Source organism: Bradyrhizobium sp. 87 (assembly GCF_023073015.1).
In the GTDB taxonomy this organism is placed as follows: domain Bacteria; phylum Pseudomonadota; class Alphaproteobacteria; order Rhizobiales; family Xanthobacteraceae; genus Bradyrhizobium; species Bradyrhizobium canariense_D.
Window position 1 is genome coordinate 510,117 of record NZ_JADPIQ010000048.1, and the last position, 15,967, is coordinate 526,083.

General features: G+C 63.6%; 14 protein-coding genes. 8 read left to right on the plus strand and 6 right to left on the minus strand.

Translation table 11 applies throughout. The features are described from left to right. Positions 1-233: 233 nt before the first annotated feature. On the minus strand, positions 234-2,447 hold the full coding sequence (locus tag IVB50_RS12000; protein ID WP_018455883.1) for a penicillin-binding protein 1A: 2,214 nt from the start codon (positions 2,445-2,447) through the stop codon (positions 234-236). A 167-nt stretch (positions 2,448-2,614) separates the two neighbouring features. Between IVB50_RS12000 and IVB50_RS12005 the strand changes: the two genes are divergently transcribed. Then, positions 2,615-3,040, plus strand: coding sequence for a DUF1330 domain-containing protein (locus IVB50_RS12005; RefSeq protein ID WP_018455884.1), 426 nt, complete (start codon positions 2,615-2,617; stop codon positions 3,038-3,040). A gap of 84 nt (positions 3,041-3,124) precedes the next feature. Here the strand turns inward: IVB50_RS12005 and IVB50_RS12010 are convergent, their stop codons facing one another. From IVB50_RS12010 to IVB50_RS12020, 3 genes are all read right to left on the minus strand, one after another. Then, the gene (locus IVB50_RS12010) at positions 3,125-4,351 is read right to left on the minus strand and encodes an ABC transporter substrate-binding protein (RefSeq protein ID WP_085385519.1); all 1,227 of its coding nucleotides are present in this window, start codon (positions 4,349-4,351) and stop codon (positions 3,125-3,127) included. 231 nt (positions 4,352-4,582) lie between these two features. Further along, positions 4,583-5,809 (minus strand): ABC transporter substrate-binding protein, encoded by a 1,227-nt coding sequence (locus IVB50_RS12015; RefSeq protein ID WP_026233046.1) that lies wholly within the window; start codon positions 5,807-5,809, stop codon positions 4,583-4,585. 135 nt (positions 5,810-5,944) lie between these two features. Continuing rightward, positions 5,945-6,307 (minus strand): DUF1304 domain-containing protein, encoded by a 363-nt coding sequence (locus IVB50_RS12020; protein ID WP_231189569.1) that lies wholly within the window; start codon positions 6,305-6,307, stop codon positions 5,945-5,947. A gap of 90 nt (positions 6,308-6,397) precedes the next feature. Here IVB50_RS12020 and IVB50_RS12025 point away from each other — a divergent pair, with 90 nt between their 5' ends. Beyond that, positions 6,398-6,928, plus strand: a complete 531-nt coding sequence (locus IVB50_RS12025) for a methylated-DNA--[protein]-cysteine S-methyltransferase (RefSeq protein WP_018455889.1) — start codon at positions 6,398-6,400, stop codon at positions 6,926-6,928. 94 nt (positions 6,929-7,022) lie between these two features. Here the strand turns inward: IVB50_RS12025 and IVB50_RS12030 are convergent, their stop codons facing one another. After that, positions 7,023-7,391: a nuclear transport factor 2 family protein gene (locus IVB50_RS12030; protein ID WP_247295911.1), complete on the minus strand. Its 369-nt coding sequence runs from the start codon at positions 7,389-7,391 to the stop codon at positions 7,023-7,025. A gap of 189 nt (positions 7,392-7,580) precedes the next feature. Between IVB50_RS12030 and IVB50_RS12035 the strand changes: the two genes are divergently transcribed. After that, the gene (locus tag IVB50_RS12035) at positions 7,581-8,480 is read left to right on the plus strand and encodes a LysR family transcriptional regulator (protein ID WP_018455891.1); all 900 of its coding nucleotides are present in this window, start codon (positions 7,581-7,583) and stop codon (positions 8,478-8,480) included. Positions 8,481-8,504: 24 nt separating this feature from the next. On the opposite strand, the gene IVB50_RS12040 is transcribed toward IVB50_RS12035, so the two are convergent. After that, positions 8,505-11,294: a [protein-PII] uridylyltransferase gene (locus IVB50_RS12040; RefSeq protein ID WP_085361945.1), complete on the minus strand. Its 2,790-nt coding sequence runs from the start codon at positions 11,292-11,294 to the stop codon at positions 8,505-8,507. Between the two features lie 187 nt (positions 11,295-11,481). Between IVB50_RS12040 and IVB50_RS12045 the strand changes: the two genes are divergently transcribed. From IVB50_RS12045 to IVB50_RS12065, 5 genes are all read left to right on the plus strand, one after another. Then, entirely contained in the window at positions 11,482-12,453 is a 972-nt protein-coding gene (locus IVB50_RS12045; protein WP_247295914.1) for an aliphatic sulfonate ABC transporter substrate-binding protein, read from the plus strand. A gap of 231 nt (positions 12,454-12,684) precedes the next feature. Further along, positions 12,685-13,527, plus strand: a complete 843-nt coding sequence (locus tag IVB50_RS12050; RefSeq protein ID WP_247295993.1) for an ABC transporter permease — start codon at positions 12,685-12,687, stop codon at positions 13,525-13,527. 4 nt (positions 13,528-13,531) lie between these two features. Further along, a complete protein-coding gene (locus IVB50_RS12055; protein WP_018455896.1) occupies positions 13,532-14,317 on the plus strand; it encodes an ABC transporter ATP-binding protein in 786 nt (261 codons plus the stop codon). A 69-nt stretch (positions 14,318-14,386) separates the two neighbouring features. Beyond that, on the plus strand, positions 14,387-14,896 hold the full coding sequence (locus IVB50_RS12060) for an OsmC family protein (protein ID WP_018455897.1): 510 nt from the start codon (positions 14,387-14,389) through the stop codon (positions 14,894-14,896). A 67-nt stretch (positions 14,897-14,963) separates the two neighbouring features. Then, positions 14,964-15,773 (plus strand): hypothetical protein, encoded by an 810-nt coding sequence (locus IVB50_RS12065; RefSeq protein ID WP_018455898.1) that lies wholly within the window; start codon positions 14,964-14,966, stop codon positions 15,771-15,773. Positions 15,774-15,967 lie beyond the last annotated feature (194 nt).

Below are 15,967 nucleotides of genomic sequence, written 5' to 3' on the forward strand. Positions count from 1 at the left end.
GGCAGGACTTGCCGAAGACGACACCGGTGGCGAACCGGGAGAGCCGAGATAGCGGCCGCGTTCGGGATGATGGCGGAACGGTTCTGTTTTGCCCGAGGTGTCAAATGGCTTTGCTGTCAGAATCAGCCGTCTTGCGCCTCACGCAAGCCGTTGATTTCGTTATCCTCGGCTACTGTGCATGGGGTTGTTTTCGCTTGTTTTTGTTTTGAGGTCACCCGGACCTCAGGTCGGCGCTAGCGATTCCCGCCGAACAGCCGGTCCATCAGCCAGCCATCGAGTCCTGCGGCTGCCTCCGGTCGCGCATTGGCGCGCGTGGGGGGTGGGCGATAGCCGCCGTTGCTGGCCGGTGCGGGTCCGGGCGCTGCCGCTGTTGGCGGCGACACCTGCGACGTCGCCTGCGCCAGGTTCGACAGGCCCCAGCCACCTGGAGAGCTCGGCAAGGCTGCTACCGGCACGCCCTCGTGCGCTGTGCGCATGAAGCGCGACCAGACTTCGACCGGCAAGCCGCCGCCGGTGGCCTTCTTGGTCGGCGAGTTGTCGTCATTGCCGAGCCACACGCCGGTGACGAGGTTGGCGGTGTAGCCGATGAACCAGGCGTCGCGGTAGTCCTGGCTGGTGCCGGTCTTGCCGGCCGCTGGCCAGCCCGGGATCTCCGCCTTCTTGGCGGTGCCGCTGATCAGCGTTTCCCGCATCATCGCGTTCATCATGCCGACATAGCGCGGGTCGACCACCTGGTTGTGCTCGTCCGCCTGGCGCATGTAGAGCAGCTTGCCACTGAGCGTCCTGATCCGCGTGACGACATGCGGCGTCGCCGTGAAGCCGCCATTGGCGAAGGGTGCATAGGCGCCGACCAGCTCGACCATCGAGACTTCGGAGGTGCCGAGCGCGATCGAGGCGTTGGGCTCGAGTTTCGAGGAGATGCCGAGCCGGTGCGCGGTGCGCACCACGTTCTTCGGCCCGACCTCGAGGCCGAGGCGAATGGCGACCGTGTTGAGCGACATCGCGAGCGCCTGGGTCAGCGTCACCGCGCCGAAATATTCGTGGGTGTAGTTCTCAGGCCTCCAGCCCTTGACCTCGATCGGCGCGTCCTGGCGGACCGTGTCGGGCGTCAGCCCCTGCTCGAGCGCGGTCAGGTACACGAACGGCTTGAACGAGGAGCCCGGCTGGCGCCTGGCGGTGACCGCGCGGTTGTACTGGCTCTCGGAATAGTTCCGCCCGCCCACCATGGCGCGAACCGCGCCGTCGGGCGTCATCGCCACCAGTGCGCCCTGGCTGACATTGAATTTCACGCTCTTGGCCGCGAGCTCGTCGATGATGGCGGCTTCCGCCACGCTCTGGAGCTTCGGATCGATCGTGGTCTCGACCTTGATGCTCTCGTCGATCTGGCCGACCAGATCGTCCAGCACCTCGCCGATCCAGTCGGCGACGTAATTGACCGTGCCGGCGCCGACCGGCTTCACATTGTAGGAGGGTTGGCCGATCGAGGCCTGCGCCTGCGCTTCGGTGATGAATTTGGCATCCGCCATCGCCGTGAGCACGATTTTCGCGCGCGCTTCTGCGCCCTCGGGGTTGCGGTTAGGCGCGAGCCGCGAGGGCGATTTGACGAGACCGGCCAGCATCGCCGCTTCCGCGACGGTGACGTTCTTGGCCGATTTGCCGAAATAGCGCTGCGCGGCGGCCTCGACGCCGTAGGCGCCGGAGCCGAAATAGACGCGGTTGAGATAGAGCTCCAAGATCTCGTTCTTGGAATGCTTGCGCTCCAGCCAGATCGCGAGCTCCGCTTCCTGCAGCTTGCGCGCCATGGTGCGCTCCTGGGTCAGGAACAGGTTTTTCGCCAATTGCTGCGTCAGCGTCGAGCCGCCCTGCGACACGCCGCGATGGAGCACGTTGGTGACGAGCGCGCGGAGGATGCCCACGGGATCGATGCCGAAATGCGAATAGAAGCGGCGATCCTCGATGGCGATGAACGCCTTGGGCAGATATTGCGGCAGATCCTTCAGCGAGACGTTGGCGCCGGCCATCTCGCCGCGTTGCGCCAGCATGCTGCCGTCCATGCCGACGATCTGGATCGTCGGCGGCCGCTTGGGGATTTCCAGCGACTGGATCGGCGGCAGATGAGCGCCGACATAGATCACGACGCCGATCACGGCGATGGCGCCCCATAGGCCCAGCACCGCGCCCCAATAGACCAGGCGACCAAGGCTCGCGCCGATGCGTGACTTCGATCGCCGCTTGGGGCTGCCGCGGCCGGCTGGCGCCTTCCGCTCGCGCGGCGGCTCGTCGCCGGCATCCTCGCTCTTGCGCTTGGCAGATGACTTCGTTGATTTCTTCGGCTTCTCATCGCCGCCAGGAATGCGGTCGGCCGCGGTCAGGCGCAGATCGGCGAGTGCCGCAGGCAAGCCGAACAACGGCTCCTTCCGCCCACCCTTTTTCTTTCCCAACCCCATACGCAAACGCCCGGTCAGCCCGCCCCGCCGCACGCTAGCGGTCGCTGTTTAAGGCCCGGTTACCCAGAGCTTAACGCGCGATTAGGAGGTGCGGCATTCGCTGGCCGCAGTTCCGCTGGGAGGTCGGCAGAGCTAGGATCGCCGGCATAAAAGAAAAGGAAACTCAGATGGGCCACATCGATCCAACCAAGGAGATTTTCGCGCAGTTCCGGGACAACGACCGTCCCGGCCCGATCCACATGCTCAACCTGGTGCGCTTACGCAAGGAGGCAGCCTATCCAGATGGCCGCAAGGCGAGCGGCGCGGAAGCCTATGCGGCCTATGGCCGCGAGAGCGGCCCGGTGTTCGAACGCCTCGGCGGCCGCATCGTCTGGCAAGGCAAATTCGAGTTGATGCTGATCGGCCCCGAGACTGAGCGCTGGGACCATTGCTTCATCGCCGAATACCCAAGCGTCGCCGCGTTCGTCGAGATGATCCGCGATCCCGTCTATCGCGAAGCGGTTAAGCACAGGCAGGCCGCCGTGGAGGATTCACGGCTCATTCGGCACGCGGTGCTGCCGGTGGGCAAGAACTTTGGCGAGGTGCCGGCCTGAGCGGCGTCGGCGGAACTCCCTCCTCAAGGTGGATGGCCGGGCTTGACTCGGCCATCCACGCCTCACCTGCTTGCTCCGAGAAAACTAACCCGCCGGACCCGCATCTTCCAGGAGCGGGCCGAACAGCTCCCAGCGTTCGCCGTTGAACTTCATCATCTGAAGCTGCTTGTTGACGCGGTAGTCGGTCGCCGAGGTGTTGGCCTTGATGCCGGGCAGGGCGATATCGCTGGTCACGTCCTTCAGCGAAGCCGCCTGCTTCATGACGTTTTCGCGCGTCAGGTTGTCGCCGCACTGCTGCAGCACGTGGGCCAAAAGCTGGGCGGTACCGTAGCCGTAGGTATTGAAGTTCGAATCCTTGTCGCCGTCCGGATAGTACTTCGCCATGAAGTCGAAATACTTCTTCAGGCCGGCATCGTCCTTCCAGGTCGGATCGAGCGGATCCTTGCCGTAATTGACGCTGATCACGCCCTTGGCGGCGTCGAGACCGGCAGGCTTCATCACCGCGCCGACCGAGGTGGCGTTGATGTCGACGATCTGCACCGGCTTCCAGCCGATCTCGCCGATCTTCTTGATCGCCTGCGCCGCTTGCTTCGGCGTGCTGGCGCTGAAGAACAGATCGGCGCCGGCATCCTTGATCTTGAGGATCTGCGAATCGACGGTCGGGTCCGAGACTTCGTAGGAGGACTCGTTGACGATCATCTTGGCGGCCTTGTCGCCGAGCCCGGCCTTGATGCCGTTCAGATAGTCCTTGCCGAGATCATCGTTCTGATAGAGCACGCCGACTTTGGCGTTTGGATATTCCTTCAGGATGTACTGGCCGTAGATGCGGCCCTCGACGAAATAGTTAGGGTTGTAGCCCATCGTCCACGGAAAGTTCTTCGGGTCCGTGAACTTCGAGGCGCCGGTGGCCGCGAACAGCTGCGGCACTTTCTTGGAGTTGAGATATTTTTGCACGGCCGCATTCGATGGCGTGCCGATGATCTGGAAGGTCAAGAGCACCTCGTCGCTCTCGACCAGCTTGCGCACCTGCTCCACTGCTTTTGGCGGCGAGTAAGCGTCGTCATACTGGATCAGATTGATCTTGCGGCCGTTGATGCCGCCCTGGTCGTTGATCATTTTGAAATAGGCGGCCTGGGTCTTGCCGATCGACGCGTAGGCCGATGCCGGTCCCGAGAACGGCACGGTCTGGCCGACTTTGATCTCGGTATCGCTGGCCCCCGGATCATATTTCTTCTGGGCATTGGCCGCCGAGACCGATAGCGCCAGGGTCAGCGCCGTTGCCGTGGCCAGATGCAGCATTCCATTCCTCATTCGCATTTCCTCAATGTTTGTTGCCGGTGATCAATCAGGTGCGCCTGTGCGCACCTGATGTCACCGCTGAGGGCGATAGTGGATGAGGCGTTGTTGCAACGCAAGTTTGGGCGTGCGCCCGCAGTTCGTAGCATGCGCGGCTGCGCAGCAGGTTTGTAAGGTGGGCAGCGCCGGCGGATGCGCGAAGTGCAGTCCGCCGGGCGTAACCCGCCCTATGAGATATCCGAGAGGCTAACCCGCTGGACCCGCATCCTCCATGATCGGGCCGAACAGCTCCCAGCGTTCGCCGTTGAACTTCATCATCTGCATCTGCTTGTTGACGCGGTAGTCGTTCGGCCCGGTGTTGATCTTGATGCCGGGTAGCGCGAAGCTCGGGGTGAAGTCCTTGATGTTAGCGACCTGCTTCATCACGTTCTCACGCGACAGGTCGTCGCCGCACTGTTTCAGCACCTGCGTCAGCAATTCGGCGACTGAATAAGCATAGGTGTTGACGGTATTGAGCTTGTCCCCTTCGGGGAAATACTTGTCCATGAAGGCAAAGAACGCTTTCACGCCCGGATCGTCCTTCCACTGCGGATCGCCGGGCTCCTTGCCGTATTGGGTGGAGATGATGCCCTTGGAGATGTCGAGACCGGCCGGCTTCAACGTCGCCGAGATCGGGCTCGCGTTGATGTCGAGAATGTGCACCGGCGTCCAGCCGAGCTCGGCGACCTTCTTGATCGCCTGCGCCGCGAATTTGGGTGTCGAGGCATCATAGAAAAGATCGGCGCCCAACGACTTCAGTTTGACCACCTGCGAGTCCACCGTCGGATCGGTGACCTCGTAGGACACCTCGCCGACGATCATGCTGGCGGCCTTGTCGCCGAGACCGCTCTTGAGGCCGGCGAGATAGTCGCGGCCCATGTCGTCGTTCTGGTAGAGCACGCCGATCTTGGCGTTCGGATGCTCCTTGAGGATGTACTTGGCGTAGATGCGTCCCTCGGACACGTAGTTGGGATTATAGGCGATGGTCCAGGGATAGTTCTGCGGATCGTTGAAGCGCGCGGCGCCGGTCGAGGCCAGCAGTTGCGGGATCTTCTTGCCGTTGAGATATTTTTGCACGGCAGCGTTCGCGGCCGTGCCGATGATCTGGAAGGTGAACAGCACCTCGTCGCCTTCGACGAGCTTGCGCACCTGCTCGACCGTCTTCGGCGGCGAATAGGCGTCGTCATACTGGATCAGATTGATCTTGCGGCCGTTGATGCCGCCCTGATCGTTGATCATCTTGAAGTAGGCGGCCTGGGTCTTGCCGATATTGGCGTAGACGGAATAGGGCCCGGAGAACGGCACGGTCTGGCCGATCTTGATCTCGGTGTCGCTCGCGCCGGTGTCGTATTTCTTCTGGGCGAGAGCTTGGTTGGCGGAGAACGCGAAGGCGAGCGCCGCCGTGGCGGTGATGAAGGCTCTGCGATTGCTCATGTGGGCTTGTTCCTCCTGACGGAATTTCCGACCGACGGTCTTGTCCCGTTGATTGCCAACGGTCGCCATCGCTGTCGGAGATTGTGGAGGAACGGCAGGCGCCGCGCAAGGATCGCGGTGCCGCGCTATGGCATCTCAGGTCAGGAACAAGGCCAACAGCGCGAGCGCCGCCGGCAGCGCCTGCACGATCAGGATCCGCGTGCTGACGGTCGCCGCGCCATAAGCGCCGGCCACGATCACGCAGAGCAGGAAGAACGCCTTGATCTGGAACGCGAAGGCCGGATTGCCGTGCACCAGCCCCCAGACCAGGCCGGCGGCCAGGAAACCGTTATAGAGTCCCTGGTTCGCGGCCAGCACCTTGGTGATCGCTGCCTTCTCCGGCGTGTTGCGGAAAACCTTCAAGCCCTGCGGCTTGTCCCAGAGCAACATCTCCAGGATCAGGAAGTAAGCGTGCAGTGCGGCGACCAGCGCCACCAGGATATTCGCGATCCAGATCAAGTTGAGCTCCCCCAGCGTCAGCTTTCGGGTGGACGCTAGCACGGCTGGCGTGGCAAGTGCGATGGCGTGTTTCGATGCAATGGTGCCGCAATGCCCGCGCGACCGACCAAACCGCCTGTAAGCTTCGGCCTCGATCGGCTGGCGACGCCGATCGGGATCGCGCTGCTGATCACCGACGCTGAGGGCGCCTTGCGCGCGCTCGACTGGGAGGATTACGAGCACCGCATGCGCGAGCTCTTGCGCCTGCATTACGGTCTGGTGGACCTGAGTGACCAGCCCGCGCCCGCGGCCATGCGGACTGCGCTGTCGGACTATTTCGACGGCGATCTCGGCCAGCTCTCAGACATCGCCTGGCGCATCGCCGGCACGCCGTTCCAGCAGAAGGTCTGGAATGCATTGGCGCAAATCCCTGCCGGCACCACAATGAGTTACGGCGCGCTCGCCGCAAGGATCGACACGCCCAAAGCCATTCGCGCCGTCGGCCATGCCAACGGCTCCAATCCGATCAGCGTGGTGCTGCCGTGCCACCGCCTGATCGGCGCCGATGGTTCTCTGGTGAAGTATGGCGGCGGCCTCGAGCGCAAGCGCTGGCTGCTGCGGCATGAAGGCGTGGCGGTCTAAGCGCCTGTTTGACAACGGTTGAGCGATTGGCGGCGGCCGGCGATGGGCCGTCGAGCGAGCCTTCGGCCGCTCTCCCCCGCCGTGACCGAATCCATCAGACGTTCGACGTCATTACTTTCTGCGCGATCTTCCAGGTCCCGTTCACCTTCAAGCACGACAACAGGTCTGTGAAGTAACGCGGCGGGATGCGCAATTTCACCTTCAAAAGCGCGAGCTCTCCTTCAACATCCGTCGACAGGATCTGATCGTCTCGCTCGAAGCCCTGTTGCTTTGGAGCTTTCATGTCGCGGACCGCTGCCAGCCAGGTCGCAATCGGCGTCACGCCCACGTTGCCGTCCTCGGCGACCTTCGTCACGGAACTCAAGGGGTGAAATATGGATGCAAATTTCTCGGCATCCATTTCATAGGCAGCATCGAAATAGGTTTGCGCAAGGGAGTGCAAGGCGGGAACGTCCGTATTCATTGTCATCCTCAAAGCCGTTACACCGGGCATTCATGCGGCCCGGCCCGGCCAGCCGTGCCGAGCGTCAGCCTGGCGCCCGTGCAGAAAAGCACCGTAGGTCGTCGAATTGCGGGTGGGAGCCTACGGCATAGTTGTTTATGAAGCCAGCCGACTTGCGCGGCATGGGCTTATGATCGATATTCATAGACGATGACAAACGAATTGAACGAGCTCGCGACGTTCGCAATCGTGGCCAGTGAACGAAGCTTTACGCGCGCTGCGATAAAGCTGGGTGTGTCTCAGTCTGCCTTGAGTCACACAATCCGGAGGCTTGAGCAACGGCTTGAGCTGCAGCTGCTCGCTCGAACAACCAAGAGCGTTGCGCCAACCGCTGCGGGGGCAGCTCTTTTGGAAGACTTGTCTCCGGCGCTTGAGCAAATTCGTCACGCCCTCGACAAGGCCCGAAGTGTTCGGCAGCGACCCGAAGGTCGTCTCCGAATCGTAATGTCACGATCAGCTGCCGTGATGGTGTTGTTGCCGCGGTTGAGAGCTTTCGCTGAGTCCTACCCGGACATCGTTCTGGACGTTGTTACCGTCACTGGCCCCGTGGACCTTGTTGCAGGCGAGTTCGATGCCGGTATCCAGCTTGGCGAGTACATTCAAAAGGATATGATCGCGGTTCGCCTCACGCCCGAACTGCGATTGGCGGTAGTGGGCTCGCCAAGCTATTTCGCTTCACGAAGCATCCCCAAGAAACCAAAGGATCTGAACGATCATCGGTGCGTTACGCTGCGTCTTGCGGGTGGACCATATCGGTGGGAGTTTCAGCAGGGACGAAAGTCGGTCACGATCAACGTGAACGGCCCACTCATCATTGACGATACCCACCTGGTGATCCAGGCGGCGCTCGCCGGGGTTGGTGTGGGACTCGCTTATGAAGAGCAGGTCGCCGAATATGTTGCGAAGCGCCGCCTTGTCCGGGTGCTGGAGGATTGGACTCCGCCAATTCCGGGCTTCTTCATGTATTATCCCAGTCGTCGGCATCAACCGGCGACGCTGTCTGCGCTGGTGAACGCGCTGCGATTCTCCGAACAAAAGTCGGCGCGATGATTCAGCGGGGAATGACGAGAGAAGTCAGGCCGCTGGCTGAACCGCCTTGTCGCCGGCCATCACGTGGGTCAGCGCGCTCTTGATCGCGGCCTGACGTGTCGGCGCGCTGATCTGTGCGCCCAGGAGATCGGTGACGTAGAACACGTCGCGCGCGCGCTCGCCGAAGGTCGCGACATGGGCCGAGGCGATGTTGAGGTTGAGCTTCGAGATCGCGGTGGTCAGCTCGTAGAGCAGCCCGGGGCGGTCGAGGCCGGACATTTCGATCACTGTGTAGCGGTCGGACCATTGGTTGTTGATGGTCACTTCCGGCTCGATCACGAACGGCCGCGCCTTGCCGCGCACGGTGCGCCGGGCCACCACTTCGGGCAGACGCAGCTTGCCTTCCAGCACGTCCTCGATCATCTCGCCGATGCGTGTGGCGCGCCGTCCCTCGTCCTCGTCGCGGTCGTATTCCCTGGAAATCGAGATGGTGTCGAGCGCGCGACCGTCGGTCGTGGTGTAGATCTGGGCATCGACGATGTTGGCACCGGCCGAGGCACAGGCGCCTGCGATGATCGACAGCAGCCAGGGATGGTCGGCGGCGAAGATGGTCAGCTCGGTGACGCCACGCACCTCGTCGAAGCCGACATTGATCGCGAGCTTGTGGCCCGCCTGCTCGCTGGCACGGACGAAGCGCGCGTGGCGGATCTTGCGCGGCAGCTCGACCTTGAGCCAATAGGCCGGATAGTGCCGGGCGATATAGGCGTCGAGCTCTTCCGCCGGCCATTCCGCGAAGGCGTTACGGAATTCGGCATACGCGGCCGTGAGCCGCTTGCCGCGGTCTACCTCCGAGAAGCCACCCGTCAGCACCGGTTCGGTCTCGTAGTACAGCGAGCGCAAGAGCTGCGCCTTCCAGCCGTTCCACACGCCTGGGCCGACGCCGCGGATGTCGGCGGTGGTCAGGATCGTCAAGAGCTTCATCTGCTCGACCGACTGCACCACGGCGGCGAAATTCTCGATGGTCTTGCGGTCGGAGAGATCGCGCGACTGTGCGACCGTGGACATCGTCAGATGCTCCTCGATCAGCCAGGCCACGAGCTCGGTGTCGGCCGGACTGAAGCCGAGCCGCGGGCAGAGCCGTCGCGCCACCTTGGCGCCGGCGATCGAGTGATCCTCGGGCCGGCCCTTGGCGACGTCGTGCAGCAGCGTCGCAATGTAGATCACGGAGCGATGCTCCGGCCGGATCTTGCGCATCAGGTCGCTCGCCACCGCGAATTCCTCGATGCCGCCGCGTTCGATGTCCTGGAGGAACCCGACGCAGCGGATCAAATGCTCGTCGACGGTGTAGTGATGATACATGTTGAACTGCATCATCGAGACGATCTTGCCGAAGGCACGGATGAAATGGCCGAGCACGCCGGTCTCGTTCATCCGCCGCAGCACGATTTCCGCGTTGTCGGATGTCAGGATCTCCATCAACAGCCGGTTGGCTTCGGGATTCTCGCGCATCTGCGCGTTGATCAGGCCGAGCGAACGCGTCACGTCGCGCATCGCGTCCGGGTGGAAGGCGAGATTGTTCTTCTGCGCCAGGCGGAAGATGCGGATCAAATTGACCGGATCATGCTTGAACACGTCGGGCGCGGCGACGTTGATGCGGTTGTTGTCGACGATGAAGTCGTCGCTGTCGGGCACTCGCCGCTTCACCGCGGTGGGGCGCAGCCGCGCCATCATCCGGCTCAGCACCGGCGCGGGCTTGGCCTGCTGGTCCTCGAGCTTGGCGCAGAGGATGGCGGTGAGGTTGCCGACTTCCTTGGCGACCAGGAAGTAGTGCTTCATGAAGCGTTCGACGTCCTGCATGCCGGGATGCGAGGTGTAGCCGAGCCGGACCGCGATCTCGCGCTGGAGGTCGAAGGAGAGGCGCTCTTCAGGGCGACCGGAGTAAAAGTGAAGATTGCAGCGCACCGACCAGAGGAAGTCGGCGCAGCGGCGGAAGGTGCGGTATTCCTGCGCGTCGAACACGCCGCGGTCGACCAGTTCGTCGGTGTCGCTCACGCGGTAGACGTACTTCGCGATCCAGAACAGCGTGTGCAGGTCGCGGAGCGCACCCTTGCCGTCCTTGACGTTGGGTTCGACCAGATAACGCGATTGGCCGCCGCGGCGATGCCGCTCCTCACGCTCGGCGAGTTTCGCGGTGACGAACTCGGACGCGGTGCCTTGCACGACCTCCTTGTCGAAGCGGGCAACCAGCTCGTCATAGAGCGGCCGGTCTCCGGTAAGGAAGCGCGTCTCCAGGATCGCGGTGCGGATGGTCATGTCGCCGCGCGCCTGCCGGATCGACTCGTCGACCGAGCGCGTGGCGTGACCGACCTTCAGCCCCATGTCCCAGAGGCAATAGAGAATGGCCTCGGCGACCTGCTCGCCCCAGGCGGTCTGCTTGTAGGGCAGGATGAAGAGCAGATCGATGTCGGACTCGGGGGCCATCAGGCCGCGGCCATAGCCGCCGGTCGCCACCACTGCCATGCGCTCGGCACCGCTCGGAATCGGCGAGCGGTAGAGATGGCGGGTCGCGGCCGAATACAGGATGCGGATGATCTCGTCCTGCACGTGGCACAGTCGCTCGGCGCAGCGCCGGCCATGACGGTCCTTCAGCAGGATCGTCTGTGCCGCAGCGCGCGAGGCAATCAGCTCGGCCTTGAGCAGTTGCGCCATGGCCGTGCGGAACGCGTCCTCGCGTCCCTGGTGCTTCTCGGCAAGCGCATCGACCGCGGCGGTGATCCGCGCGGTGTCGAAGCGATCGTCCACCTCGGCCTTGTGTTCAGTCGCGACGCTGTCCATGTCTCACCGGATATAAGAGGCGGCCGGCGCTGTCACCCGCCATTCTCTCGCAATAGTCGTTCCATGCTGGAAAGGTGCGGCTTTGGGCAAAGCTGTTCTCAGCCGGCGCGCTTTCGAGGGATGGATTTTCTCGTTGATTTCTAGATCTAACTCATTGAAAAACAATGAAGTTTTGAGGAGGTCGGGCATGACCAGGATTACACGACGCATACTGTTGGCGGGAGCGGTCGCTCTTGCCATGTCCCCCGCGGCGCGGGCGGCGGATCCGCTCAAGGAAATCCGTATCGACTGGGCGACCTATAATCCGGTGTCGATGGTCCTGAAGCAGAAGGGACTCCTGGAAAAGGAGTTCGCCAAGGACGGCATCACCGTCACCTGGGTGCAGTCGGCCGGCTCCAACAAGGCGCTCGAATTCCTCAATGCGGGCTCGATCGACTTCGGCTCGACCGCGGGCTCGGCGGCGCTGGTCGCGCGTATCAACGGCAACCCGATCAAGTCGATCTACGTCTATTCGCGTCCCGAATGGACGGCGTTGGTGACATCAAAGGATTCCAAGATTGCTAATGTCGCCGATCTCAAGGGCAAGCGGGTCGCGGTGACGCGCGGCACCGATCCGCACATCTTCCTGGTGCGCGCATTGCTTGGCGCAGGTCTCACCGAAAAGGACATCACGCCGGTGCTGCTCCAGCACGCCGACGGCAAGACCGCGCTGATCCGCGGCGACGTCGATGCGTGGGCCGGGCTCGATCCGATGATGGCGCAGGCCGAGGTCGAGGACGGCGCGAAACTGTTCTATCGCAAGGCCGACGCCAACACTTGGGGCATCCTCAATGTGCGCGAGCAGTTTTTGAAAGACTATCCGGACGCCGCCCGCCGCGTGCTCGCGGTGTACGAAGAGGCGCGCAAATATTCGCTCGCGAATTACGACGAGCTCAAGAAGACCTTCATCGCCGTGACCAAGCTGCCGGAGCCTGTCGTCGACAAGCAACTCAAGGAGCGCACCGAGCTGACCCACAGCCGCATCGGCGCGCCCCAGCGCGAATCGATCCTCGCCGCGGGCCTCGCCCTGCAACAGGCCGGCGTCGTCGACGCCAAGGTCGATGTGAAGGCGACGCTGGATGCGTTGATCGACGATCAGGTCCCGCTGCCGACGAATTAAAGGCAGGCGGGCGGCAAACTCGGTCGTCGTCCCGGGGCGCGAAGCGAGCCCGGGACCCATAACCACAGGAAGTGGTTTGGCGCCAAAGGGGCAACTCCGAGTCACCGTAGCCACGCCTTCCCGTGGTTAGGGGTCCCGGATCTGCGCTCCGCTTCGCTGCGCTTGTCCGGGACGACGCCGAGAATGCCGCGCGCCCTTGCAATCTCGCACAGGACGCGCTTCCTACCGGCCATGATCTCTGACGCGCCAGTCCTGCAACAGACTACGGAACCGGCCGAGAGCGCCGCGCCCTCGCGGCTGTCGCGCTATGCGGGGCCGACGCTGGGATTGCTGTTGCCACTGACCCTCGCGCTTGGCTGGGAACTCGTGGTCTGGTCCGGCTGGTCCAACGGCCGGCTGGTGCCGCCGCCCTCGCGCTTGTTCGCCACCGTCGTTGATCTTGCGCGCTCCGGCGAACTGTTCCGTCACATCGCCGCAACGCTGTGGCGTGTCGGCCTTGGCTTTGCGTTCGGCGTGGTCGCGGGGACCTTGCTCGGCGCCATATCCGGCTATTGGTCGCTGGCGCGGCGGCTGCTCGACCCGACCGTGCAGGCGCTGCGCGCGATCCCGTCGCTGGCCTGGGTGCCGCTGTTCATCCTCTGGCTCGGCATCTTCGAGACCTCGAAGATCGCGCTGATCGCAGTCGGCGTGTTCTTTCCGGTCTATCTCGGCGTGATGGGCGCGATCCTCATCGTCGATCGCAAGATCGTCGAGGTCGGTCGCACATTCCGTCTCTCCGGGCCTGCCATGATCCGCCGTATCCTGCTGCCCGCGGTGCTGCCGGCCTATGTCGTGTCCTTGCGCGTCGGTCTTGGTCTGGGCTGGATGTTCGTGGTGGCGGCCGAGCTGATCGGCGCGTCCGAAGGCCTCGGCTATCTCCTGCTCGACGGCCAGCAGCTCGGCAAGCCCGCGCAGATCCTCGCCGCCATCGTGATCTTCGCGATCCTCGGCAAGCTCACGGATTGGTTGATCGAGATCGCGGCTGCGCCCTTCCTGCGCTGGCAGGACGCCTTTGGGCGTACAACGGGAGCATAAGGCGATGCTGGCGCTCGACCGGGTCAGCAAGACCTATCCCAACGGCGTGCAGGCGCTGGCGCGCTTCTCCGCCGAGATCAGGCAAGGCGAGATCGTCGCCATCATTGGCGGCTCGGGCTGCGGCAAGTCCACGCTGCTGCGCGCCATCGCGGGCCTCGACCGCGCAAGCTCGGGCACGGTGACGCTGGACAACGAGGCGATCGCCGCGCCGCATGCCAAGATCGGCATCATCTTCCAGGAGCCGCGGCTGCTGCCCTGGCTCAGCGTCGCCGACAATATCGGCTTTGGTCTTGCCGATGGGCCCGCGACCGAGCGGCGTGAAAAGGTGGCGCGTGCGCTCGAGCGTGTCGGGCTCGCCGAGAAGGCGCAGGCCTGGCCGCGCGAGCTCTCGGGCGGGCAGGCACAGCGCGTCGCGATCGCCCGCGCGCTGGTGCCGCAGCCCGAGGTGCTCTTGCTCGACGAGCCGTTCTCGGCGCTCGACGCTTTCACCCGCAGGGACCTCCAGGATCATCTGCTCGATCTCTGGGCCGACACGCGGCCGACGCTCATCCTCGTCACCCATGACGTCGACGAGGCCGTGGTGCTGGCTGACCGCGTGCTGGTGATGCGGCCGCGGCCGGGCCGGCTGTTCGACCAGATCGAGATCAACCTGGGCAGGCCACGCGACCGCAATTCGCCGCTGTTCGAGAATTTCAAGCGAAGTGTGCTGACGTCACTCGATCGTTCGCTCGACCGCAGCGTGCCCGACCGTGACGCAACCCAGGGTCCCGGTCAGGCCATGTGGTGGTGACAATTTCGCTCCGAGCCGGTACATCGCAAGCCGGTACTTCGTAGAGACGATTTTCCCGGGAGAGACAAAATGGACGCCGCAGCACTGCGCCAGATGCAGGCCCCGATCAAGGAGCGCTACAAGACCGACCCCAAGACCGCGATGATCACGTTGAGGGCCAAGGGCTCGACCGACAGCGAGGGCATCGCCTGCAAGGTCGAGACCGGCCGCGCCATCGCAATGGCCGGCCTGCATCCCGCAACCGGCGGCTCCGGCCTCGAGCTCTGCTCGGGCGACATGCTACTCGAAGCGCTGGTCGCCTGCGCCGGCGTCACGCTGAAATCGGTCGCGACCGCGATCGAGGTACCCTTGAAGACCGGCAACGTCTACGCCGAGGGCGATCTCGATTTCCGCGGCACGCTCGGCGTCGACAAGGAGACGCCGGTCGGCTTCGCCGAGATACGTCTGCGCTTCGACGTCGATACTGATGCGCCGCAAGACAAGCTCGACCTGCTGCTCAAGCTCACCGAGCGCTACTGCGTGGTCTATCAGACCATCAAGAACGGCCCGAAGGTCTCGGTGTCGATGCAGCGGATGTAGCGAGCGAAGGCCGCTCGCCCAACAATTCGTGTCGTCTCGGCGAAGCCCGGGACGACAAAAGAAAAAAATGTCCCCCGAGCTCCACCTCATCCTCATCCTCGTTCTGCGCATGATGGTCGCGGCGGCGTTCGTCGTGACGGCGTCGATCATCACCGAGCGTTCAGGGCCGGTGATCGGCGCGCTGGTCGCGACCTTGCCGGTTTCGGCCGGACCATCCTACGTCTTCCTCGCGCTCGACCACGATGCCGCCTTCATCGCGCAGGGCGCGCTGTCGAGCTTGCCGGTCAATGCCGCGACGATCTTCATGTGTCTCACCTATGTGGTGCTGGCGCAGCGGCGCAGCCTTCTGGTGAGTTGCGGAAGCGCGGTCGCGGTCTGGATCGTGTTCGCCTCGATCATCAAGCAGTTCGACTGGCCGCTCACCGCCGGGCTCGCCGCCAATCTGATCGCGTTCGGCATCTGCATTCCGCTGCTCGCGGGCTATCGCCATGTAAAGATGCCGCTGGTGACGCGGCGCTGGTATGACGTGCCGATGCGGGCCGCGCTGGTCGCGACCCTCGTCGCAATCGTCGTCTCGACCTCGGGCTGGGTCGGTCCCCGGATCAGCGGCATCATCGCGCTGTATCCGGTGGTGTTTTCCAGCATCATGGTGATCCTGCATCCGCGAATCGGCGGTCCGCCGACCGCCGCGGTGCTGGCCAATTCGGCTTGGGGGCTGCTCGGATTCGGAATGGCGATCGCGGTGTTGCACGTGGCGGTGGCGTGGTTCGGCTCCGCCGTCGGTCTTGGGCTTGCACTCGCCACCTGCATTGTTTGGAATCTGACGCTGTGGGGGATCGGGCGGCGTACGCAGCACAAGGCGCGGCAAGCGCCGTGACACTACGGACATGCGGCGCGGCGTCGCCGGATACTTCCGTAGCAAAACTCGCCATGACCGATCGCGAGACGCTTTCCTTCAAACTCCTGAAGGACCAAGCATTCAAGTGACAGCGCCGACCGAGCAGCGTGTAAGGCCTACCGTCGTGCAGCTTTAGGCTGCTCTGTCGGCGATCGCTTTTCCCAGAATTCGTT